This is a genomic window from Kitasatospora sp. NPDC049285 (genome assembly GCF_040678815.1).
Taxonomy (GTDB): domain Bacteria; phylum Actinomycetota; class Actinomycetes; order Streptomycetales; family Streptomycetaceae; genus Kitasatospora.
The window spans coordinates 1-13,593 of sequence record NZ_JBFAQR010000055.1 but is presented as its reverse complement, the minus strand read 5'-3'; the positions used below and the strand labels follow the sequence as shown (position 1 = coordinate 13,593).

The 13,593-nt window shown below is 71.3% G+C and carries 14 protein-coding genes; 3 read left to right on the top strand and 11 right to left on the bottom strand.

Annotated features, from left to right (window positions below):
- Nucleotides 1-53: 53 nt before the first annotated feature.
- The 8 genes from AB0K51_RS27355 to AB0K51_RS27320 form a co-directional block, all read right to left on the bottom strand.
- Complete coding sequence (locus tag AB0K51_RS27355) at nucleotides 54-815, bottom strand: SDR family oxidoreductase (protein WP_363459817.1); 762 nt, start codon at nucleotides 813-815, stop codon at nucleotides 54-56.
- Nucleotides 812-1,855, bottom strand: a complete 1,044-nt coding sequence (locus AB0K51_RS27350; RefSeq protein ID WP_363459816.1) for an alcohol dehydrogenase catalytic domain-containing protein — start codon at nucleotides 1,853-1,855, stop codon at nucleotides 812-814. The genes AB0K51_RS27355 and AB0K51_RS27350 overlap by 4 nt, the downstream gene beginning before the upstream one ends.
- A gap of 34 nt (nucleotides 1,856-1,889) precedes the next feature.
- Nucleotides 1,890-2,780 carry an amidohydrolase family protein gene (locus AB0K51_RS27345; protein ID WP_363459815.1) on the bottom strand — a complete coding sequence of 297 codons (891 nt, stop codon included), beginning with the start codon at nucleotides 2,778-2,780 and terminating at the stop codon, nucleotides 1,890-1,892.
- Entirely contained in the window at nucleotides 2,777-3,121 is a 345-nt protein-coding gene (locus tag AB0K51_RS27340) for an L-rhamnose mutarotase (protein WP_363459814.1), read from the bottom strand. The genes AB0K51_RS27345 and AB0K51_RS27340 overlap by 4 nt, the downstream gene beginning before the upstream one ends.
- Nucleotides 3,118-5,106, bottom strand: coding sequence for a hypothetical protein (locus AB0K51_RS27335; protein WP_363459813.1), 1,989 nt, complete (start codon nucleotides 5,104-5,106; stop codon nucleotides 3,118-3,120). Before AB0K51_RS27335 ends, AB0K51_RS27340 begins: the two co-directional genes overlap by 4 nt.
- A gap of 68 nt (nucleotides 5,107-5,174) precedes the next feature.
- Nucleotides 5,175-6,062, bottom strand: coding sequence for a carbohydrate ABC transporter permease (locus tag AB0K51_RS27330; RefSeq protein WP_363459812.1), 888 nt, complete (start codon nucleotides 6,060-6,062; stop codon nucleotides 5,175-5,177).
- 55 nt (nucleotides 6,063-6,117) lie between these two features.
- Nucleotides 6,118-7,032: a sugar ABC transporter permease gene (locus AB0K51_RS27325; protein ID WP_363459811.1), complete on the bottom strand. Its 915-nt coding sequence runs from the start codon at nucleotides 7,030-7,032 to the stop codon at nucleotides 6,118-6,120.
- The gene (locus AB0K51_RS27320) at nucleotides 7,029-8,393 is read right to left on the bottom strand and encodes an ABC transporter substrate-binding protein (RefSeq protein WP_363459810.1); all 1,365 of its coding nucleotides are present in this window, start codon (nucleotides 8,391-8,393) and stop codon (nucleotides 7,029-7,031) included. The genes AB0K51_RS27325 and AB0K51_RS27320 overlap by 4 nt, the downstream gene beginning before the upstream one ends.
- A 367-nt stretch (nucleotides 8,394-8,760) precedes the next feature.
- On the opposite strand from AB0K51_RS27320, the gene AB0K51_RS27315 reads away from it, so the two are divergent.
- A complete protein-coding gene (locus AB0K51_RS27315) occupies nucleotides 8,761-9,558 on the top strand; it encodes an FCD domain-containing protein (protein WP_363459809.1) in 798 nt (265 codons plus the stop codon).
- Nucleotides 9,559-9,656: 98 nt separating this feature from the next.
- Here the strand turns inward: AB0K51_RS27315 and AB0K51_RS27310 are convergent, their stop codons facing one another.
- Nucleotides 9,657-10,295, bottom strand: coding sequence for a helix-turn-helix domain-containing protein (locus tag AB0K51_RS27310; RefSeq protein ID WP_363459808.1), 639 nt, complete (start codon nucleotides 10,293-10,295; stop codon nucleotides 9,657-9,659).
- 67 nt (nucleotides 10,296-10,362) lie between these two features.
- On the opposite strand from AB0K51_RS27310, the gene AB0K51_RS27305 reads away from it, so the two are divergent.
- Nucleotides 10,363-11,253: an NAD(P)H-binding protein gene (locus tag AB0K51_RS27305; RefSeq protein ID WP_363459807.1), complete on the top strand. Its 891-nt coding sequence runs from the start codon at nucleotides 10,363-10,365 to the stop codon at nucleotides 11,251-11,253.
- Nucleotides 11,254-11,320: 67 nt separating this feature from the next.
- On the opposite strand, the gene AB0K51_RS27300 is transcribed toward AB0K51_RS27305, so the two are convergent.
- Both AB0K51_RS27300 and AB0K51_RS27295 read right to left on the bottom strand, forming a co-directional pair.
- Nucleotides 11,321-11,605 carry a hypothetical protein gene (locus tag AB0K51_RS27300; protein ID WP_363459805.1) on the bottom strand — a complete coding sequence of 95 codons (285 nt, stop codon included), beginning with the start codon at nucleotides 11,603-11,605 and terminating at the stop codon, nucleotides 11,321-11,323.
- Nucleotides 11,606-11,855: 250 nt separating this feature from the next.
- A complete protein-coding gene (locus AB0K51_RS27295) occupies nucleotides 11,856-12,080 on the bottom strand; it encodes an e9imm peptide (protein WP_363459804.1) in 225 nt (74 codons plus the stop codon).
- A gap of 1,043 nt (nucleotides 12,081-13,123) precedes the next feature.
- Between AB0K51_RS27295 and AB0K51_RS27290 the strand changes: the two genes are divergently transcribed.
- On the top strand, nucleotides 13,124-13,593 hold a 470-nt coding region (locus AB0K51_RS27290; protein ID WP_363459803.1), incomplete at its 3' end, for an endo-1,4-beta-xylanase.

Here is a 13,593-nt window from a genome sequence, read left to right as displayed (position 1 = left end):
GTGCTCCTGGGTCAGCGTTGGCGGGGAGGCGTCGCGGCCGGGTGCGGGGCCGCTCAGCGGCCGAGCCACCCGCCGTCGACGGGCAGGACGACGCCGTGGACGTAGGCGGCGGCGTCCGAGGCGAGGAACACCGTGGCACCCGCCAGGTCGTCGGCGCCGCCCCAGCGGCCGGCCGGGATGCGCTCCAGGATCGCCCTGCTGCGCGCGGGGTCGTCCTGCAGGGCCTGGGTGTTGTCGGTGGCGATGTAGCCGGGAGCGATGGCGTTGACGTTCACCCCGTGCGGCGCCCACTCGTTGGCCAGCGCCTTGGTCAGGCCGGCGACGCCGTGCTTGGCGGCGGTGTAGCCGGGGACGGTGATCCCGCCCTGGAAGCTGAGCAGCGAGGCGGTGAAGACGATCTTCCCCTGCCCGCGGGCGACCATCGCCGCGCCCACCGCACGGGTCAGCGCGAACTGCGCGGTGAGGTTGACCTGGAGGACCAGGTCCCAGTCGGCGTCGGTGTGTTCGGCGGCCGGGGCGCGGCGGATGGTGCCCGCGTTGTTGACCAGGATGTCCACCGGGCGCGCGCGTCCGGCGAGGTCGGCGCCCAGCGCCCGGACGGCCTCGGGGTCGGCGAAGTCGGTCCGGATCGCCTCGAAGGTGCGGCCCGCGGCGAGCACGTCCTTCTCGACGTCGCTGCCGGTCTCCTCCAGGTTGGCGCTGACGCCGATGACGTCCGCGCCGGCCTCGGCGAGGGCGCGGGCCATGGCCCGGCCGATGCCGCGCCGGGCCCCGGTGACGACGGCCAGCCGGCCGGTGAGGTCGAACGCGCTCATGCGGAGGCTCCCTGGGTGTCGTCGGTGCAGTCCACGAGGATCTTCATCACGTCGCCGCCGCCCTCCAGGGCCTCGAACGCGGCGGGCGCCTGCCGCAGCGGGACGACCTTGCTGATCAGCCGCTCGGCCGGAACGGTGCCGTCCGCCACCAGCTCCACCGCCCGCTCGAAGTCGCCGCGGTCGTACAACCGGGCGCCCACCAGGGTCAGTTCGCGCCAGAAGAAGCGGTGCAGGTTCACCTCGCGGGGGCGCGGGTGGATGGCGACCAGGCACAGCCGCCCGCGGACGCCCAGCACCTCCACGGCGGTGTCCACGCCGCCGGCCGCGCCGGAGACCTCGAAGGCGACATCCGCGCCGGCCTCCGCCGTCCACTCCTGCACCAGGGCCGGGACGTCGTCGTCGGCCGGGTTCCACGCCGCCAGCCCCAACTCCTCGGCGAGCAGCCGCCGGTGGGCGCTCAGCTCGACCACCCGCACGTCCGCGCCCGCGGCCCGGGCGACCAGCGCGATCAGGACGCCGACCGGGCCGCCGCCGACCACCACGACCTTCTCGCCGGGCTGCACGGCGGCGCGGCCCACGTCGTGCACGGCGACGGCGGTCGGCTCGACGAGCGCGGCCCGGTCCAGCGGGAGCGACTGCGGCAGGGCGATCAGCGTCGAGGCGGGCACCGTCCAGCGCTGCTGCATCGCGCCGGGGGAGTCGATGCCGATGAAGTCCAGGTGCTGGCAGACGTGTCGGTGGCCGGCCCGGCAGGCCGGGCAGGTGTCGTCCCAGCGCAGCGGCATCACGGTGACCGCGTCGCCGGGCTGCCAGCCCTCGACGCCGGGGCCGACCCGGACGATCCGGCCGGACATCTCGTGTCCGAGGACGGCCGGCGCGGCGACCCGGGCGTCCATGTCGCCGTGGAAGATGTGCAGGTCGGTGCCGCAGATGCCGACGAAGGCGGGGGCCAGCTCCACCTCGCCCGGACCGGGCTCGGGAGCGTCGACCGCCGCGGTGTCCAGCGTGCGGGCGGCCGTGTAACGGACGGCGAGAGTCATCGGGTTCAGGGTCCTTCGGTGGTGGGTGGGACGGTCAGATACCGGGTGCGGCGGGCTGGAGCCGGTAGAAGGCGGTCGCGGTGCCGGCGAGCACCGCGTGGACCTCGGTGGCGGAGAGCCCGTCGAGCAGCTCGTCCACGGCGGCGGCCCAGCGGTTCCAGCCGCCCGCGAGGACGGCGACCGGCCAGTCGGAGCCGAACATCAGGCGGTCGGGACCGAAGGCGGACAGCAGGACGTCCCACACCGGCCGGAGGTCGGCGACGGTCCACCGCTGGTGGTCCGCCTCGGTGATCAGCCCCGACACCTTGCAGACCACCTGCGGGTGCCGGGCCAGCAGGTGCAACTGGCGCTCCCACTCGGCGAGTTCACCGGTGGCGACGGCCGGCTTGCCGGCGTGGTCGAGCACCTGGGGCAGGTCCGGGAACCGCGCGGCCAGGCGGATCGCCTGGCCGAGCTGGTGGTCGCGGACCAGCACGTCGTAGCCGAGCCCGCGGGCCTGGAGCGCCGTCAGGCCGCGTTCGACCTCGGGCCGTTGCAGCCACGCCGGGTCCTCCTCGCCCTGCACCAGGTGGCGCAGGGAGCGCAGGTACCCGCCGCCCGGCCCGGCGAGCAGCGCGTCGAGCTGCTCGCCGACGGCCGGGGAGGTGAGGTCCGCCCAGCCGACCACTGCGGCGATCAGCGGCTCCCGCTCCGCCAGGGCGAGCAGGTCCGCCGTCTCGGGCACGTCCGGGATGCACTGCACGGCGACCGTGCGGTGCAGCCGCCGGCCCGCGATCGGCCGGGTGGCGGCCGTGCGCAGGTCGTCGGGCGTGAAGGTCCGGCGGATCGATGCCAGGGCGGGCTCGTCGAGCCAGGACTGCGGACGCTGTTCGAGGTCCCACAGGTGGTGGTGGGCGTCGACGAGCGGGGCGGTGTCGGGGGTCACGGGCGGTCCGGTTCCGGCGGGGTGAGGTGCCAGATCTCCGGGAGCTCCGTCCACTGGCGGGAGTCGCCGCGGTCGGGCCACGGCTCCTGGCAGGGATCGGTGAGCTTCCACCACTCCTGGGTCACCGGGTCGGCCTCCAGGACGGCCATGTCCGCCTCGAAGTCGTCGCCGTGGTACTCGAAGTAGGAGAACAGCGCCTCGCCGTGCAGGAAGATGCTGAAGTTGCGGATGTTGGCCCGGTGCAGGGCGGCCTCGACGCCGGGCCAGACCGCGGAGTGGAGTTCGAGGTACTCCTCGCGGTGCTCGGGCCGGAGCCTGATGGTCTGGGCGATGCGCTTCACGCGGTCACTCCCTCGGTCGCGTCGAACGGCGAGCGGTAGCTGGGCCGGTCGGCGCGCAGGCGCAGACGCAGCGTCAGCTCGACCCGGCTGGAGGCGGGCAGACGGACCGTCAGGAAGGCGCCGTCGAAGGCGAGCTCCGCCTCGGTGACCACGGGCTGGGTGTGGCCGTAGTCGTACATGTCCCCGATCCAGCCGTCGTCCGTGCAGGTCGTGTACGTCACGCCGGTGATGCGGTGCTCGGCGAAGGCGCCGGCCTGGACGATCACCGTGCGCGCGGATTCGGGGGAGAGGTTGACCAGCTCGACGGTGGTCGCCTCCGGGTCGATCGAGGTGACCAGCGCGGCGACCTCCGGCGGCAGGCCCGCCCGGCGCGCCTCGGCGTCGTGGTACCGCAGTCGGGCCTGCTGCAGGCCGCCGTTGTACAGCACCTGCGGGCCGCCCCAGGTCAGTTGGACGAGGGCCTCGGTGGCGACCGGGTTGCACTGCTGCCAGACGTGGATGTCGGCCTCGGGCACGTCCAGGTCCTTGTAACGCTCGACGCGCCGCAGGCGGTGGCGGATCTGGGCCTGCGCGGTGGCGAGGATCCGCTCCGGGTAGCCGGGGTCGTCGCCGGTCAGGAAGGCGAACCAGGCCTTCTCGTGCGCGGACTCCTCCTTGGCGCGGAACGGCCGCAGGGTGCGCCAGTCGATCCCGTCGGCCTCGCGCAGCCGCTCCAGGCGGGCGCGGTCCGCGTCGGCCGCCGTGTGGTGCCACAGCGCCACCGGGACGGGCGGGGTGGCCGGGTTGTAGTCGAACCAGCCCGAGTCCTTGTACCGGAAGGGCAGGTGGATGGTGGGGGTGGACTCGTCCCCGGCGAGTTCGACCGCCCACTTGCAGGGCAGGCTGGAGTCTGCCTCGGTGTGCGGCATCACCTTGGCCTGGTCGATCATGGCGTCCAGCGTGGTGGCGACCATCGACAGGTAGTCGTCCTCGCCGGTGACGGTGGCCGCCGCGAGCGCCGCGACGGTCGCCGCGTGGCCCACGCTGTGCCAGCCGTGCGGCCAGGACCAGCCGTAGTGCCCGCCGTACCAGCGGCCCTCGTGCAGACCGCCGACCACCCCGTCCGGGCTGACGTTGTCCGGGAGCACACCGCCGTTCGCCTCGGTGCGCTCCCGCCAGGCGCCGACGTAGTCCACGATCCAGTCGCGGTAGCGCTCCTCGTGGGTCAGGATCCAGGCGTTCAGGACCAGCCCGGCCGCGGCCAGGTTGACCGCGGTGTCGCCGACGCCCATCCGCTCGCGCATCTGCGCGCCCAGCCGCGGGTCCGCGTCGAGCGGGAACGAGCCGCCCTGGGCCTCCGGTATCCACTCCAGCGGATAGCCGTAGGTGTCGGCCTCCTTCTGCAGCCACGGGTAGACGTCACCGTCGGACACGCCCGTGCGGTCCGGGTCGCTGCCGTTGTGCGGCCGGGTGATGATCCGGTGCTCCGGGTCGTAGTTGCCGTGGGCCGGGTCGACGTACAGCTCGGCGAAGCGCAGGGCGCGCTCGGACCAGCGGTCGGGGGCGGCCATGCACAGGAAGTACAGCAGCAGCAGGCTCTCGCCCTGGTGGAACCAGTCGTAGCCGCGCTCGTACTCGTCCTTCAGCATGTCGAGCTCGGTGAGCTGCCGGGTCACGCCCTCCCAGTGCTGCTCACTGGCGGCCAGCAGTTCCTCGGAGCCGCCCAGCAGGTACAGCTGCGGCCAGTTGAAGAACACCTCGTAGAAGTCGTCCACGCCGTCACGGGTGGTCAGCTCGCCGGTGTAGTTCAGCCGTCCGTCCGGGCCGGTGAACGCCTCGGCGAAGCGCCGCCACGCGTGGTCGAGCAGGTCGAACAGGGACCGCTGCGCCACGGCCCAGCCGGGCGGTTCGAGCAGCGGCACGCCGGCCTCGAGGTCGACTGGCGGGAGCGGGTCGCCGGGGTGGGCGTCCTCGTCCGCGGGGCGGGCGGCAGGGCTGGAGGGCATGGTTGATCTCCGTTCGGGTGGGCGGCGGGACGGCGCACGCCGGGTACGGCGGCCGGGCGGTGGGGCCGCTACTCCTTGGTGGCGCCGGCGAGCATCCCGCTGACCAGGAAGCGCTGGGCGAAGAGGAAGACGATCAGGACCGGCGTGATGGCCAGCAGCGTCGCCAGGGCGAGCTGCGGGCGCTCGATCGCGAGCGAGCCGACGGCCGGGTTGAAGGACGGCACGTTGCTGAGCAGGGTGCCGACGCCGACCTGGATGGGCATCTGGTCGCTCTCGGGGAGCATGACGTACGGCAGGAAGTAGTTGGTCCAGTTGGCGACGAAGCTGAAGAAGCCCACCAGCGCGATGACCGGCGTCGCCAGCGGCAGCGCGATGTGCCAGAAGACGCGGAACTCCGAGCAGCCGTCGATCCGGGCCGCCGCCAGCAGGTCCTTCGGCACGGCGGTGGTGAAGTAGATGTACGTCAGGTACACGCCGAAGGGGTAGAACGCGTACGGCAGGATGATCGACCACATGGTGCCGATCAGGCGCACCGCGTTGAGCTCCAGGAACAGCGGCACCACCAGGGTGGCGTTCGGCATGAGCATCACGACCAGGGTGGCGATCAGCAGGGTGCGCCGGCCGCGGAACTCGGTCATGGCCAGGGCGTAGCCCGCGGGAATGGCGACCACGAGGGTGATGGCCAGTGAGATCACCGAGTAGAGCGCGGAGTTGCGCAGCCACAGCATGACGGCGTCGTCCTGGAACGACGTGAGCGCGTGCCAGTTGTCCCCGAGCGCCCGGAACGAGCCGAACGACAGCGGGTTGCCGTGCACCAGCTGCTGGTCGGTCTTGGTCGCGGCGAGCAGGAGCCACAGCACCGGCAGCACGAAGAAGACCAGGAACGCGGCCAGGGCGACTCCGACCAGCAGCCGGGAGGTCAGGCGTCGTACGGGACGGCGGGCGGATCGGTTCATGGTGGGGGCTTCCCGTTCCGGGTCCGCCGTGGTGGCGACCCGACGTTCAGGTGTCCTAGTCGGCATCGAAGAACCCCGACCGTGCGACGAAGACGGCGGCGGCCGACACGCTGACGACCAGGAGCTCGACCGAGACCGCGGCGGCGCCGTTGATGTTGTTCATCTGGAAGGCGAAGTCGTACGTCAACTGGTTGAGCGAGTAGTCGCGTCCGGCCACGCCGACGCTGGCCTGGGAGAGCAGCTGCGGCTCGACGAACAGCTGGGCGCCGCCCGCGAAGGCCAGGATCACCATGTAGACGATCCACTTGCGGAGCATCGGGATCTGCACGTGCCAGGCGGTCTGCCAGGGGCCCGCTCCGTCGATGCGCGCGGCCTCCACCACGTCCATGGGGATGTTGTTGAGGGCGCCGTACATGACGACGATCCACCCGCCCGCACCGGTCCAGAACGCGATGATCGTGAACAGGACGGGCAGGTTGCCCGGTGCGATCACCTCGCCGAAGGTGTGGAAGCCCAGCATGCTCAGCAGCGAGTTGACCGGGCTGACCGTCGGGTCGAGCATGAACAGCCACACCAGCACGCTCGCGGCGCCGGCCAGCGCTCCCGGGATGTAGAAGAGGAAGCGCAGCGCCTTGCTGACGGTGCCCGAGGCCAGGCGGTGCAGCAGCAGCGCCAGGGCCACCACGAACACCACCAGGGACAGCAGCCAGCAGGCGAGGTAGAGGGCGACGTGGCCCACGCCGTCCAGGAACCGGAAGTCCTTGGCCGTGGTCACGAAGTTGGCGAAGCCGGTGAACGCGCCCCCGGCGTCGGTGAAGGCGAAGTAGACCGCGTACGCGGTCGGCAGGACGCCGAAGGCCACCAGCAGGATCACGTAGGCGGCGACGAAGGCCGTGCCGGCCCAGCCCTGCGGGGCGGCGCCGCGGGGGCGCCGACCGGCAGAGGTGGCCCTTGAGGGGGTGAGCGTCACGAGGAGACCTTGTATCCGTCCGACTCGGCGTACTTGACGATGGCTTCCTGCCAGGCCGGAAGCATCGAGACGATGGTCTTGCCCTGGGTCATGCCGGGCTTGACGGTGGCGGCCCAGATCGCCTCCTGGCTGTACTGTCCCGAGCCCCAGCCGTTCCAGACCTGGGAGGAGGCGGTCTTCAGGGCGCTCAGGTCGCTGGCGAAGTAGCCGGAGGCGTCCTGCCCCTTCAGCCACGCCTCGGCCGACGGCGCGTGCGCGGGGAAGCCGGGGGCCTTCTCGCCCTGGTAGGCGGTGTCGGTGGTGACCCAGGTCAGGAAGTCGGTGGCGGCCTTGAGGTGCTCGGAGTGCTGCGACAGCAGCCAGGTGCCGCCGCCGACGTTGCCGGTGGACGGCGAGGAGTCGCCCTTCCACTGCGGGAGCGGTGCCGCGCCGATCGTCTTGGCCGGGGTCTTGAGGGTGTCCTTGAACACCGCGCCGCCGTACCACGCCGGGCCGGGCATCAGCAGGACCTTGTCGGCCTGGTTCTTGGCGAAGTCGGTGCTGAAGACGCCGCTGATCGACATCGACTTGTCGGTGATCAGGGTGTCCATGAGCTTGGCCATCTTGGTGCAGGCCTCGCCGGAGGTGTTCACCGAGACGGCCTTGGGGCCGGTGATGTGGTTGGCGCCGCACTTGCTCGCCCACAGGTAGATCTCGGGGGTGTAGGAGTCGCCCGCGTCGCCCACCAGGTAGCCCGGGTGCTCCGCGGCCACCTTCTCGCCGAGCGCCTGGTACTCCTCCCAGGTGGTCGGCAGCTGGTAGCCGAACTGCTTCATCAGCGGCGCGTTGTACCAGAGCACCGCCTGGGACAGGTCGTTGCGCAGGCAGTACACCGTGCCGTCGACCGTGCAGGGGTTGTTGGCGCCCTCGGCGAACTTGCCCAGCGTGTCGGCCGGGACCAGGCCCTTGTTGAGCGGAGCGGCGAAGCCCGCGTCGACGGCCCAGGACGCCTCGTTGTTCTGCGAGCTGAAGACGACGTCCGGCCAGCCCTTGCCGGTCCGGTTGAACAGCTGGACCTTGGTCTGCAGGTAGTTCGAGCCGTTGGCGTCGCCGTCGTAGCTGACGATGTCCAGCTTCACCTCCGGGTGCAGCTGCTGGTACAGCTTCGCGGCGTCCATCCGGGTGGCGTCCACCCAGACGGTCAGCGCACCGTCCTTCTGCGGCGCCTGGGCGAAGCCGTCCTTCGCCGTCGTGCCGGTGCCACCGCCGCTGCTACAGGCGGTGAGGGTCAGCGCCGCGGCGGCCGCGCAGCAGGCGAGCAGCGCGGCGCGCCGCTTGCCGGACGTTCTCTCCCGGCCGGACGAAGGGTTCTTGACGGTCATTGCGACCTCCACTTTCACAGGGCGCCCCGAGCAGGCGGGCAGGTGGCGCGAATTAGGGGCGACTCAGGGTCGTAACCGGTCGGATGCCTGAAGCATGTACGGCCGTCCCGTTCCGTTGCGAAGAAATTAGCCGCCCTATCGAGGGGTGCGTCAAGGGTTTGGACAGGCCTCTTACTAACGACTTGTGCTCGACGACATGGCGGAGCTGGCCCATATGCCGCGGTTGACATAGTTTGACCGCGCGGAGGGCTCGCCTCCCTGGGGAACTGTGACCGCAGGATGAGTACTACTCATCGATGATTGAGATACGATGTGCGTCGTTCCGCAGCGATCAGCCGCCAGCCGCGTCAGCCAGGAGGCAGGACACATGAACGACACGCCCGCGACCCAGGCAGCCCTGCCGACGCAGGCTGCTCCCACCGCTGCGGCGGCGGCGACCGACGTGGGCGCGCAGCGTGACTATCGGCCAGGGTACGAGATCGTCGCGGAGCGGATCCTGGAGTTCATCGCCGAGGCCAGGCTGGTGGCGGGCGATCGGCTGCCCACCGAGAACGACCTGGCCCAGCAGCTGAACACCAGCAGGGCGGTGGTGCGGGAGGCCGTGAAGATCCTCTCGGCGCTCGGCCGGGTCCGGGCGCACAAGGGGCGCGGTCTGTTCGTCGCGGACGACGAGGGCATGCTCATCACCAGCCGCTGGGGCGGGTTCTTCCGTCCCGTCGACCTCGACCACGTGCTGATGCTGTTCGAGTTCCGCAGGGTCCAGGAGGTGGCCGCGAGCAAGCTGGCCGCCACCCGCGCCACCCCCGCCGAGCTGCGGACCATCGAACTCGCCGCGCAGCAGTGCCGGCACGGCTTCACCCAGGGCCAGGTCGACGTCTTCAACACCGCCGACGAGGACTTCCACGCCGCCGTGGCCGCCGCCTCGCACAACACCTTCCTGGTCAGCGCCGTGCGGGACGCGCGCCGACTGCAGCGCCAGTCAAGCTCGATCGGGATCCACGACTCGCTCGGCGAAGGCACCAAGTTCGCGGTCGAGGAGCACGAGGCGATCTACCGCGCCATCCGCGACGGCCGCCCCGACGAGGCGGCCGAGGCCACGGGCATCCACCTCGACCGGACACTCGAGGACTACCGCCGGGAGATCCAGCGCCGGCTCTTCGGCTAGGCGGACGTCCCCGCCGTCGAGGCCTGTGGTGGGTGCTCGCGGTGGGGATGCCGGCGCCGGACGTGTCGCCCTGGGGGCAACCGGCAGAGCCGCTGCGGCTAGGACGCCGGTGCGCCCGGGACGAGTCCTCGGATGCTCGCGGCGATCCGGTCGAGCTCGACGTCGGAGGCGAGGGTGGCCTCGTCGGGGCGCTCGGCGATCGGCTCCCGCACGCCGAGCAGGGCCTGCACCAGTTCGGGGTAGACCGTCCGACCGACGAGGATCTCGGCCACCTCCCGCGCCTCCTCCTGCGTCAGGCCCCAGGTCCGGCGGACGTACGCGCCGATCCGCGCCATCGGGGCCTCGAAAACCGCCTCGTAGTAGCCGGACGCGATCTCGGGCACCCACTCGGCCTCCGCGATCCCCATCCGCAGCGTGCGCAGGGACGAGGACCACAGCAGCAGTTGCAGGAGCCGCCCGCAGTAGCGCACGAGGGCGTCGGCCGGATCGGCCCGCTCCGCGGTGACGTAGTCCTCCGGCGAGCCCAGGCGCTCGAGGTAGAGCTCGCGCACCAGGGAGACCACCCCGGAGAAGAGGGCGGCCTTGCTGGGGAAGTGGGCGTAGAGCGAGCGCTTGGAGGTCTCGGCCCGCTGGGCGACGACGTCCATCGAGGTGCGCTCGAAGCCGGCCTCGAGGAACACGTCCTTCGCGGTCCACAGGATGTGTTCGCGGAGCTTCTCGCCTCGTCGCGCTGGCATGCTGGCCTCTTCCACAAGTAAACGGTACGGTCGAGTCTACATATTGGGTTCGCCCCGGAGGACACTCATGATTGTCGTCACCGCACCCACCGCCAAGATCGGCCGCCACGTCGTCGAGCAGCTCCTCGACGCCGGAGAGCCGGTCCGGGTCATCGTCCGCGACCCTCGGCGACTGTCTCCCACCGTCCGCGACCGTGTCGAGATCGTGCAGGGCTCCCACCGCGACGCCGCGGTGGTCGACAAGGCCTTCGCCCGTGCCGACGCGGTGTTCTGGCTGATGCCCAGCGACCACCGTGCCCCCGACGTGATGACCTCCTACGTCGAGTACAGCAGGCCGGGCGTCGAGGCCGTCGCCGCGCACGGCGTCCGCCACGTCGTCGGGGTCTCGGCGCTCGGCCGCGGAACCGCCGTCGCCGACCGGGCGGGCCACGTCACCGCCTCGCTGGCCATGGACGACCTGTTCGCCACCGTCACGAACTACCGCTCACTCGCCAATCCGACCTTCATGGACAACACGCTGCGCGACCTCCGCACCATCCTGGACGACGGCGTGATCTCCGGGCCCCTCGCCCCCGACCACAAGCTGCCCCTGGTGGCCACCCGCGACATCGGCGGCACCGCCGCCCGCCTGCTGCTCGACCGCACCTGGGCCGGGTTCGCCGAGATCCCGGTGCTCGGCCCGAAGGACCTGTCGGGCAACGACATGGCCGCCGTCATCACCGACGTGCTCGGCATACCGGTGCGCTACGTCCAGGTCGAGGCCGCGTCGCTGGAGGCGGCCATGCTCTCCTTCGGCGCGTCACCCGGCATGGCCCGGGCGATCGCCGACATGGCAACCGCCAAGACCGACGGCCTCGACGAGGGCGTACTCCGCACCACCGAGAACAGCACGCCGACCACCTTCCGCCAGTGGTGCGAGGAGGTCCTGCGACCCGCCGCCGACGCCGCCCGCCACTGACCGCACCGCAGGAGGCCTTTCACGGCTCTGACCGCAGTTCCGTGAAGGGCCCGCTGCGGAGAGGTCGCTACCCGGCAGCCACGACCTGGCCGGCCGTGACCTGGGGAGGATGGGGGAGCAGTGACGCGAGGTTGTCCCGCACGAACTCCGCAGCCTTCTGGACCGATTCTTCCGCCCCGGCTTGGTCTTCGAAGACGCTGGTGGAGATCATCACTCCGTCCCCGGCGTCAATCCAGTAGTAGGCCACGAATCCGGGAACCTCGCGAAGGAGGGGCACGAATCCCTCGGCCACGCGGCGTCCTGCCTCCGCGGGATCGGTCACCCCTTGGTACCGCCGCACTGCTGCGTACACGCTGGTCTCCTCATCGGTCCCGGGTCATCTCGTGCGGGACGACATTCCCCGCACCGGTTGTCTCTCGCTCACGAGCCACCCGGAAGGCACCCGGATAGCTGCACGGGAGCCACGGCCGGCTCCGGGCCCGGGACGAAGCGAGGCTTCACGGAGTTGCGGTCAGAGCCGCTCTCACCGACCGAAGACCAATGACCTGGTCACGTGTCCGAGGCGCGTCGCCAGCTGAAGAACGCCCGAGCAGTTGTCGTTCTCACGGCGCGAACGGTCGGTGGGCGAGGGCCAGTTCGACCACCTCGGCCGCTGTCGGCTCCGGCTGGTCGGGCGGGTAGATCGAGAAGATCAAGTCGCTGACATAGCCACTCGGGCAGCCGAGGCCCCTGTCCAGCGCCTCCAGCGTGCGGTCGATCTCGGCGTCGTTGTAGCAGTCCCCGTCCATGATCTTCTGCACCATCGCAACGGCGGACTCACGTGTCATCACTGCTTCAGCCACCCCCTCCAGGAGGAGAGCCTAGCGAGTGTGGTGATCGACCGGACGGACCCCGGGGTCGGTAACGGGGGTTGGGCGAGCCACGCGTGCGCGCGCCGGCAGAACGCGGCCGGGGCGCGGTGCGTGGTGGCGCACCCACGTGGGCCGCATCTGCGGAGTCGCCGCCAACCGGCCCGAGGGGCCTGGCGGCACCCGGACAGCAGGGTCCGGTGGATGCAGTACGCCGCAACCTCCGCCTGGGCGCAGCCGGTCCGTCGCCGAGCGCGTGATGGACCCCGCCCCGCAGCCGCCGCCGGCACCGTTTCGTCGACGGGCTCGAGGTGCCGGTGCGGGTGCGGCGCGGCCCCCTCAGCCGGCCCGGCGTCGCTGCGGCTGCCACCGCCTCGGTCTCCGTCGCGGCTCGACTGTAAGTTTCGCGGCCGCCGAGCACTCCGCGAGGAGCCTCCGGACCCTAGGTGCCACCGCGCAGTCGGCCGCGACGGGGCACCCACCGACCGACGGCCGGAAGCGCGACCGTGCAGGTCGGAGGCATCTCGTGACGATCCGTCAGGATACCGGCGGCAGTGGCGGGTACGGCGCCGGCGTTCGCAGGTCTGCGTTCGCCGCCACCAGTCGCGCCCCCGCTTCCGCCACCTGACCGAAGGTCATCGCCACGGGCCTGCGGATCGCTGCTACAACGGGTATCGGCCGCCTCGAGCCCCCGGCCGAGCGGGTTCCCGTGCTCGTGCACCCCCGTGGGTACCTGATGCAGGGTCGAAATCGGTTCCCCGGGTCCGCCGCTGCACCAGGTATTGACAGCGCGCATCGCCTGATGGAGATTTCACATGGACATGTCAGGTCGCGTCCATCGAAAACTGTTAGCGCTCACATGTGGCACGGATGCCAGGCCGATTCCCCCATCGGCCGGACCCGCGGGGGCGTGAGCGGCGCGAAGGAACGTCCTGCCCGAGCGCGCTCGGGCAACCCCCAGGACGAGGCGCCGGTCCCGTCCGGTGTGCACGCATTCCCCCACCCAAGGAGAACGATCCGTCATGTCAAGGAACAGGAAGCCCCGACTCCGCAAGGTCCTGGCGGCGGCCGCGTGCCTGGTCGTCAGTTCGGTGACGGCCGTCGCCGCGAGCCCCGCGGTGCATGCCGCCGGAGCGACCACGCTGGGTGCGGCAGCGGCCGGCAGCGGCCGCTACTTCGGTACGGCGGTGGCCGCCGGCCGGCTCGGCGACGCGACGTACGCCGGGATCGCGGACCGGGAGTTCAACATGATCACCCCGGAGAACGAGATGAAGTGGGACACCGTCGAGCCGTCCCGCGGCAACTTCAACTTCGGGCCCGGCGACCAGATCGTCAACCACGCCGCCGCGCACGGCCAGAAGATGCGCGGCCACACCCTGGTGTGGCACTCGCAGCTCCCGTCCTGGGTCAGCTCCATCGGCGACGCGAACACGCTGCGCAGTGTGATGAACAATCACATCACCCAGGAGATGACCCACTACAAGGGCAAGAT

What these genes read in the sequence shown, in the direction of transcription:
- AB0K51_RS27295 (WP_363459804.1), bottom strand. Translation starts at nt 12,080, where the DNA reads ATGACACGTGAGTCCGCCGTTGCGATGGTGCAGAAGATCATGGACGGG.
- AB0K51_RS27350 (WP_363459816.1), bottom strand. Translation starts at nt 1,855, where the DNA reads ATGACTCTCGCCGTCCGTTACACGGCCGCCCGCACGCTGGACACCGCG.
- AB0K51_RS27310 (WP_363459808.1), bottom strand. Translation starts at nt 10,295, where the DNA reads ATGCCAGCGCGACGAGGCGAGAAGCTCCGCGAACACATCCTGTGGACC.
- AB0K51_RS27315 (WP_363459809.1), top strand. Translation starts at nt 8,761, where the DNA reads ATGAACGACACGCCCGCGACCCAGGCAGCCCTGCCGACGCAGGCTGCT.
- AB0K51_RS27335 (WP_363459813.1), bottom strand. Translation starts at nt 5,106, where the DNA reads ATGCCCTCCAGCCCTGCCGCCCGCCCCGCGGACGAGGACGCCCACCCC.
- AB0K51_RS27305 (WP_363459807.1), top strand. Translation starts at nt 10,363, where the DNA reads ATGATTGTCGTCACCGCACCCACCGCCAAGATCGGCCGCCACGTCGTC.
- AB0K51_RS27330 (WP_363459812.1), bottom strand. Translation starts at nt 6,062, where the DNA reads ATGAACCGATCCGCCCGCCGTCCCGTACGACGCCTGACCTCCCGGCTG.
- AB0K51_RS27320 (WP_363459810.1), bottom strand. Translation starts at nt 8,393, where the DNA reads ATGACCGTCAAGAACCCTTCGTCCGGCCGGGAGAGAACGTCCGGCAAG.
- AB0K51_RS27355 (WP_363459817.1), bottom strand. Translation starts at nt 815, where the DNA reads ATGAGCGCGTTCGACCTCACCGGCCGGCTGGCCGTCGTCACCGGGGCC.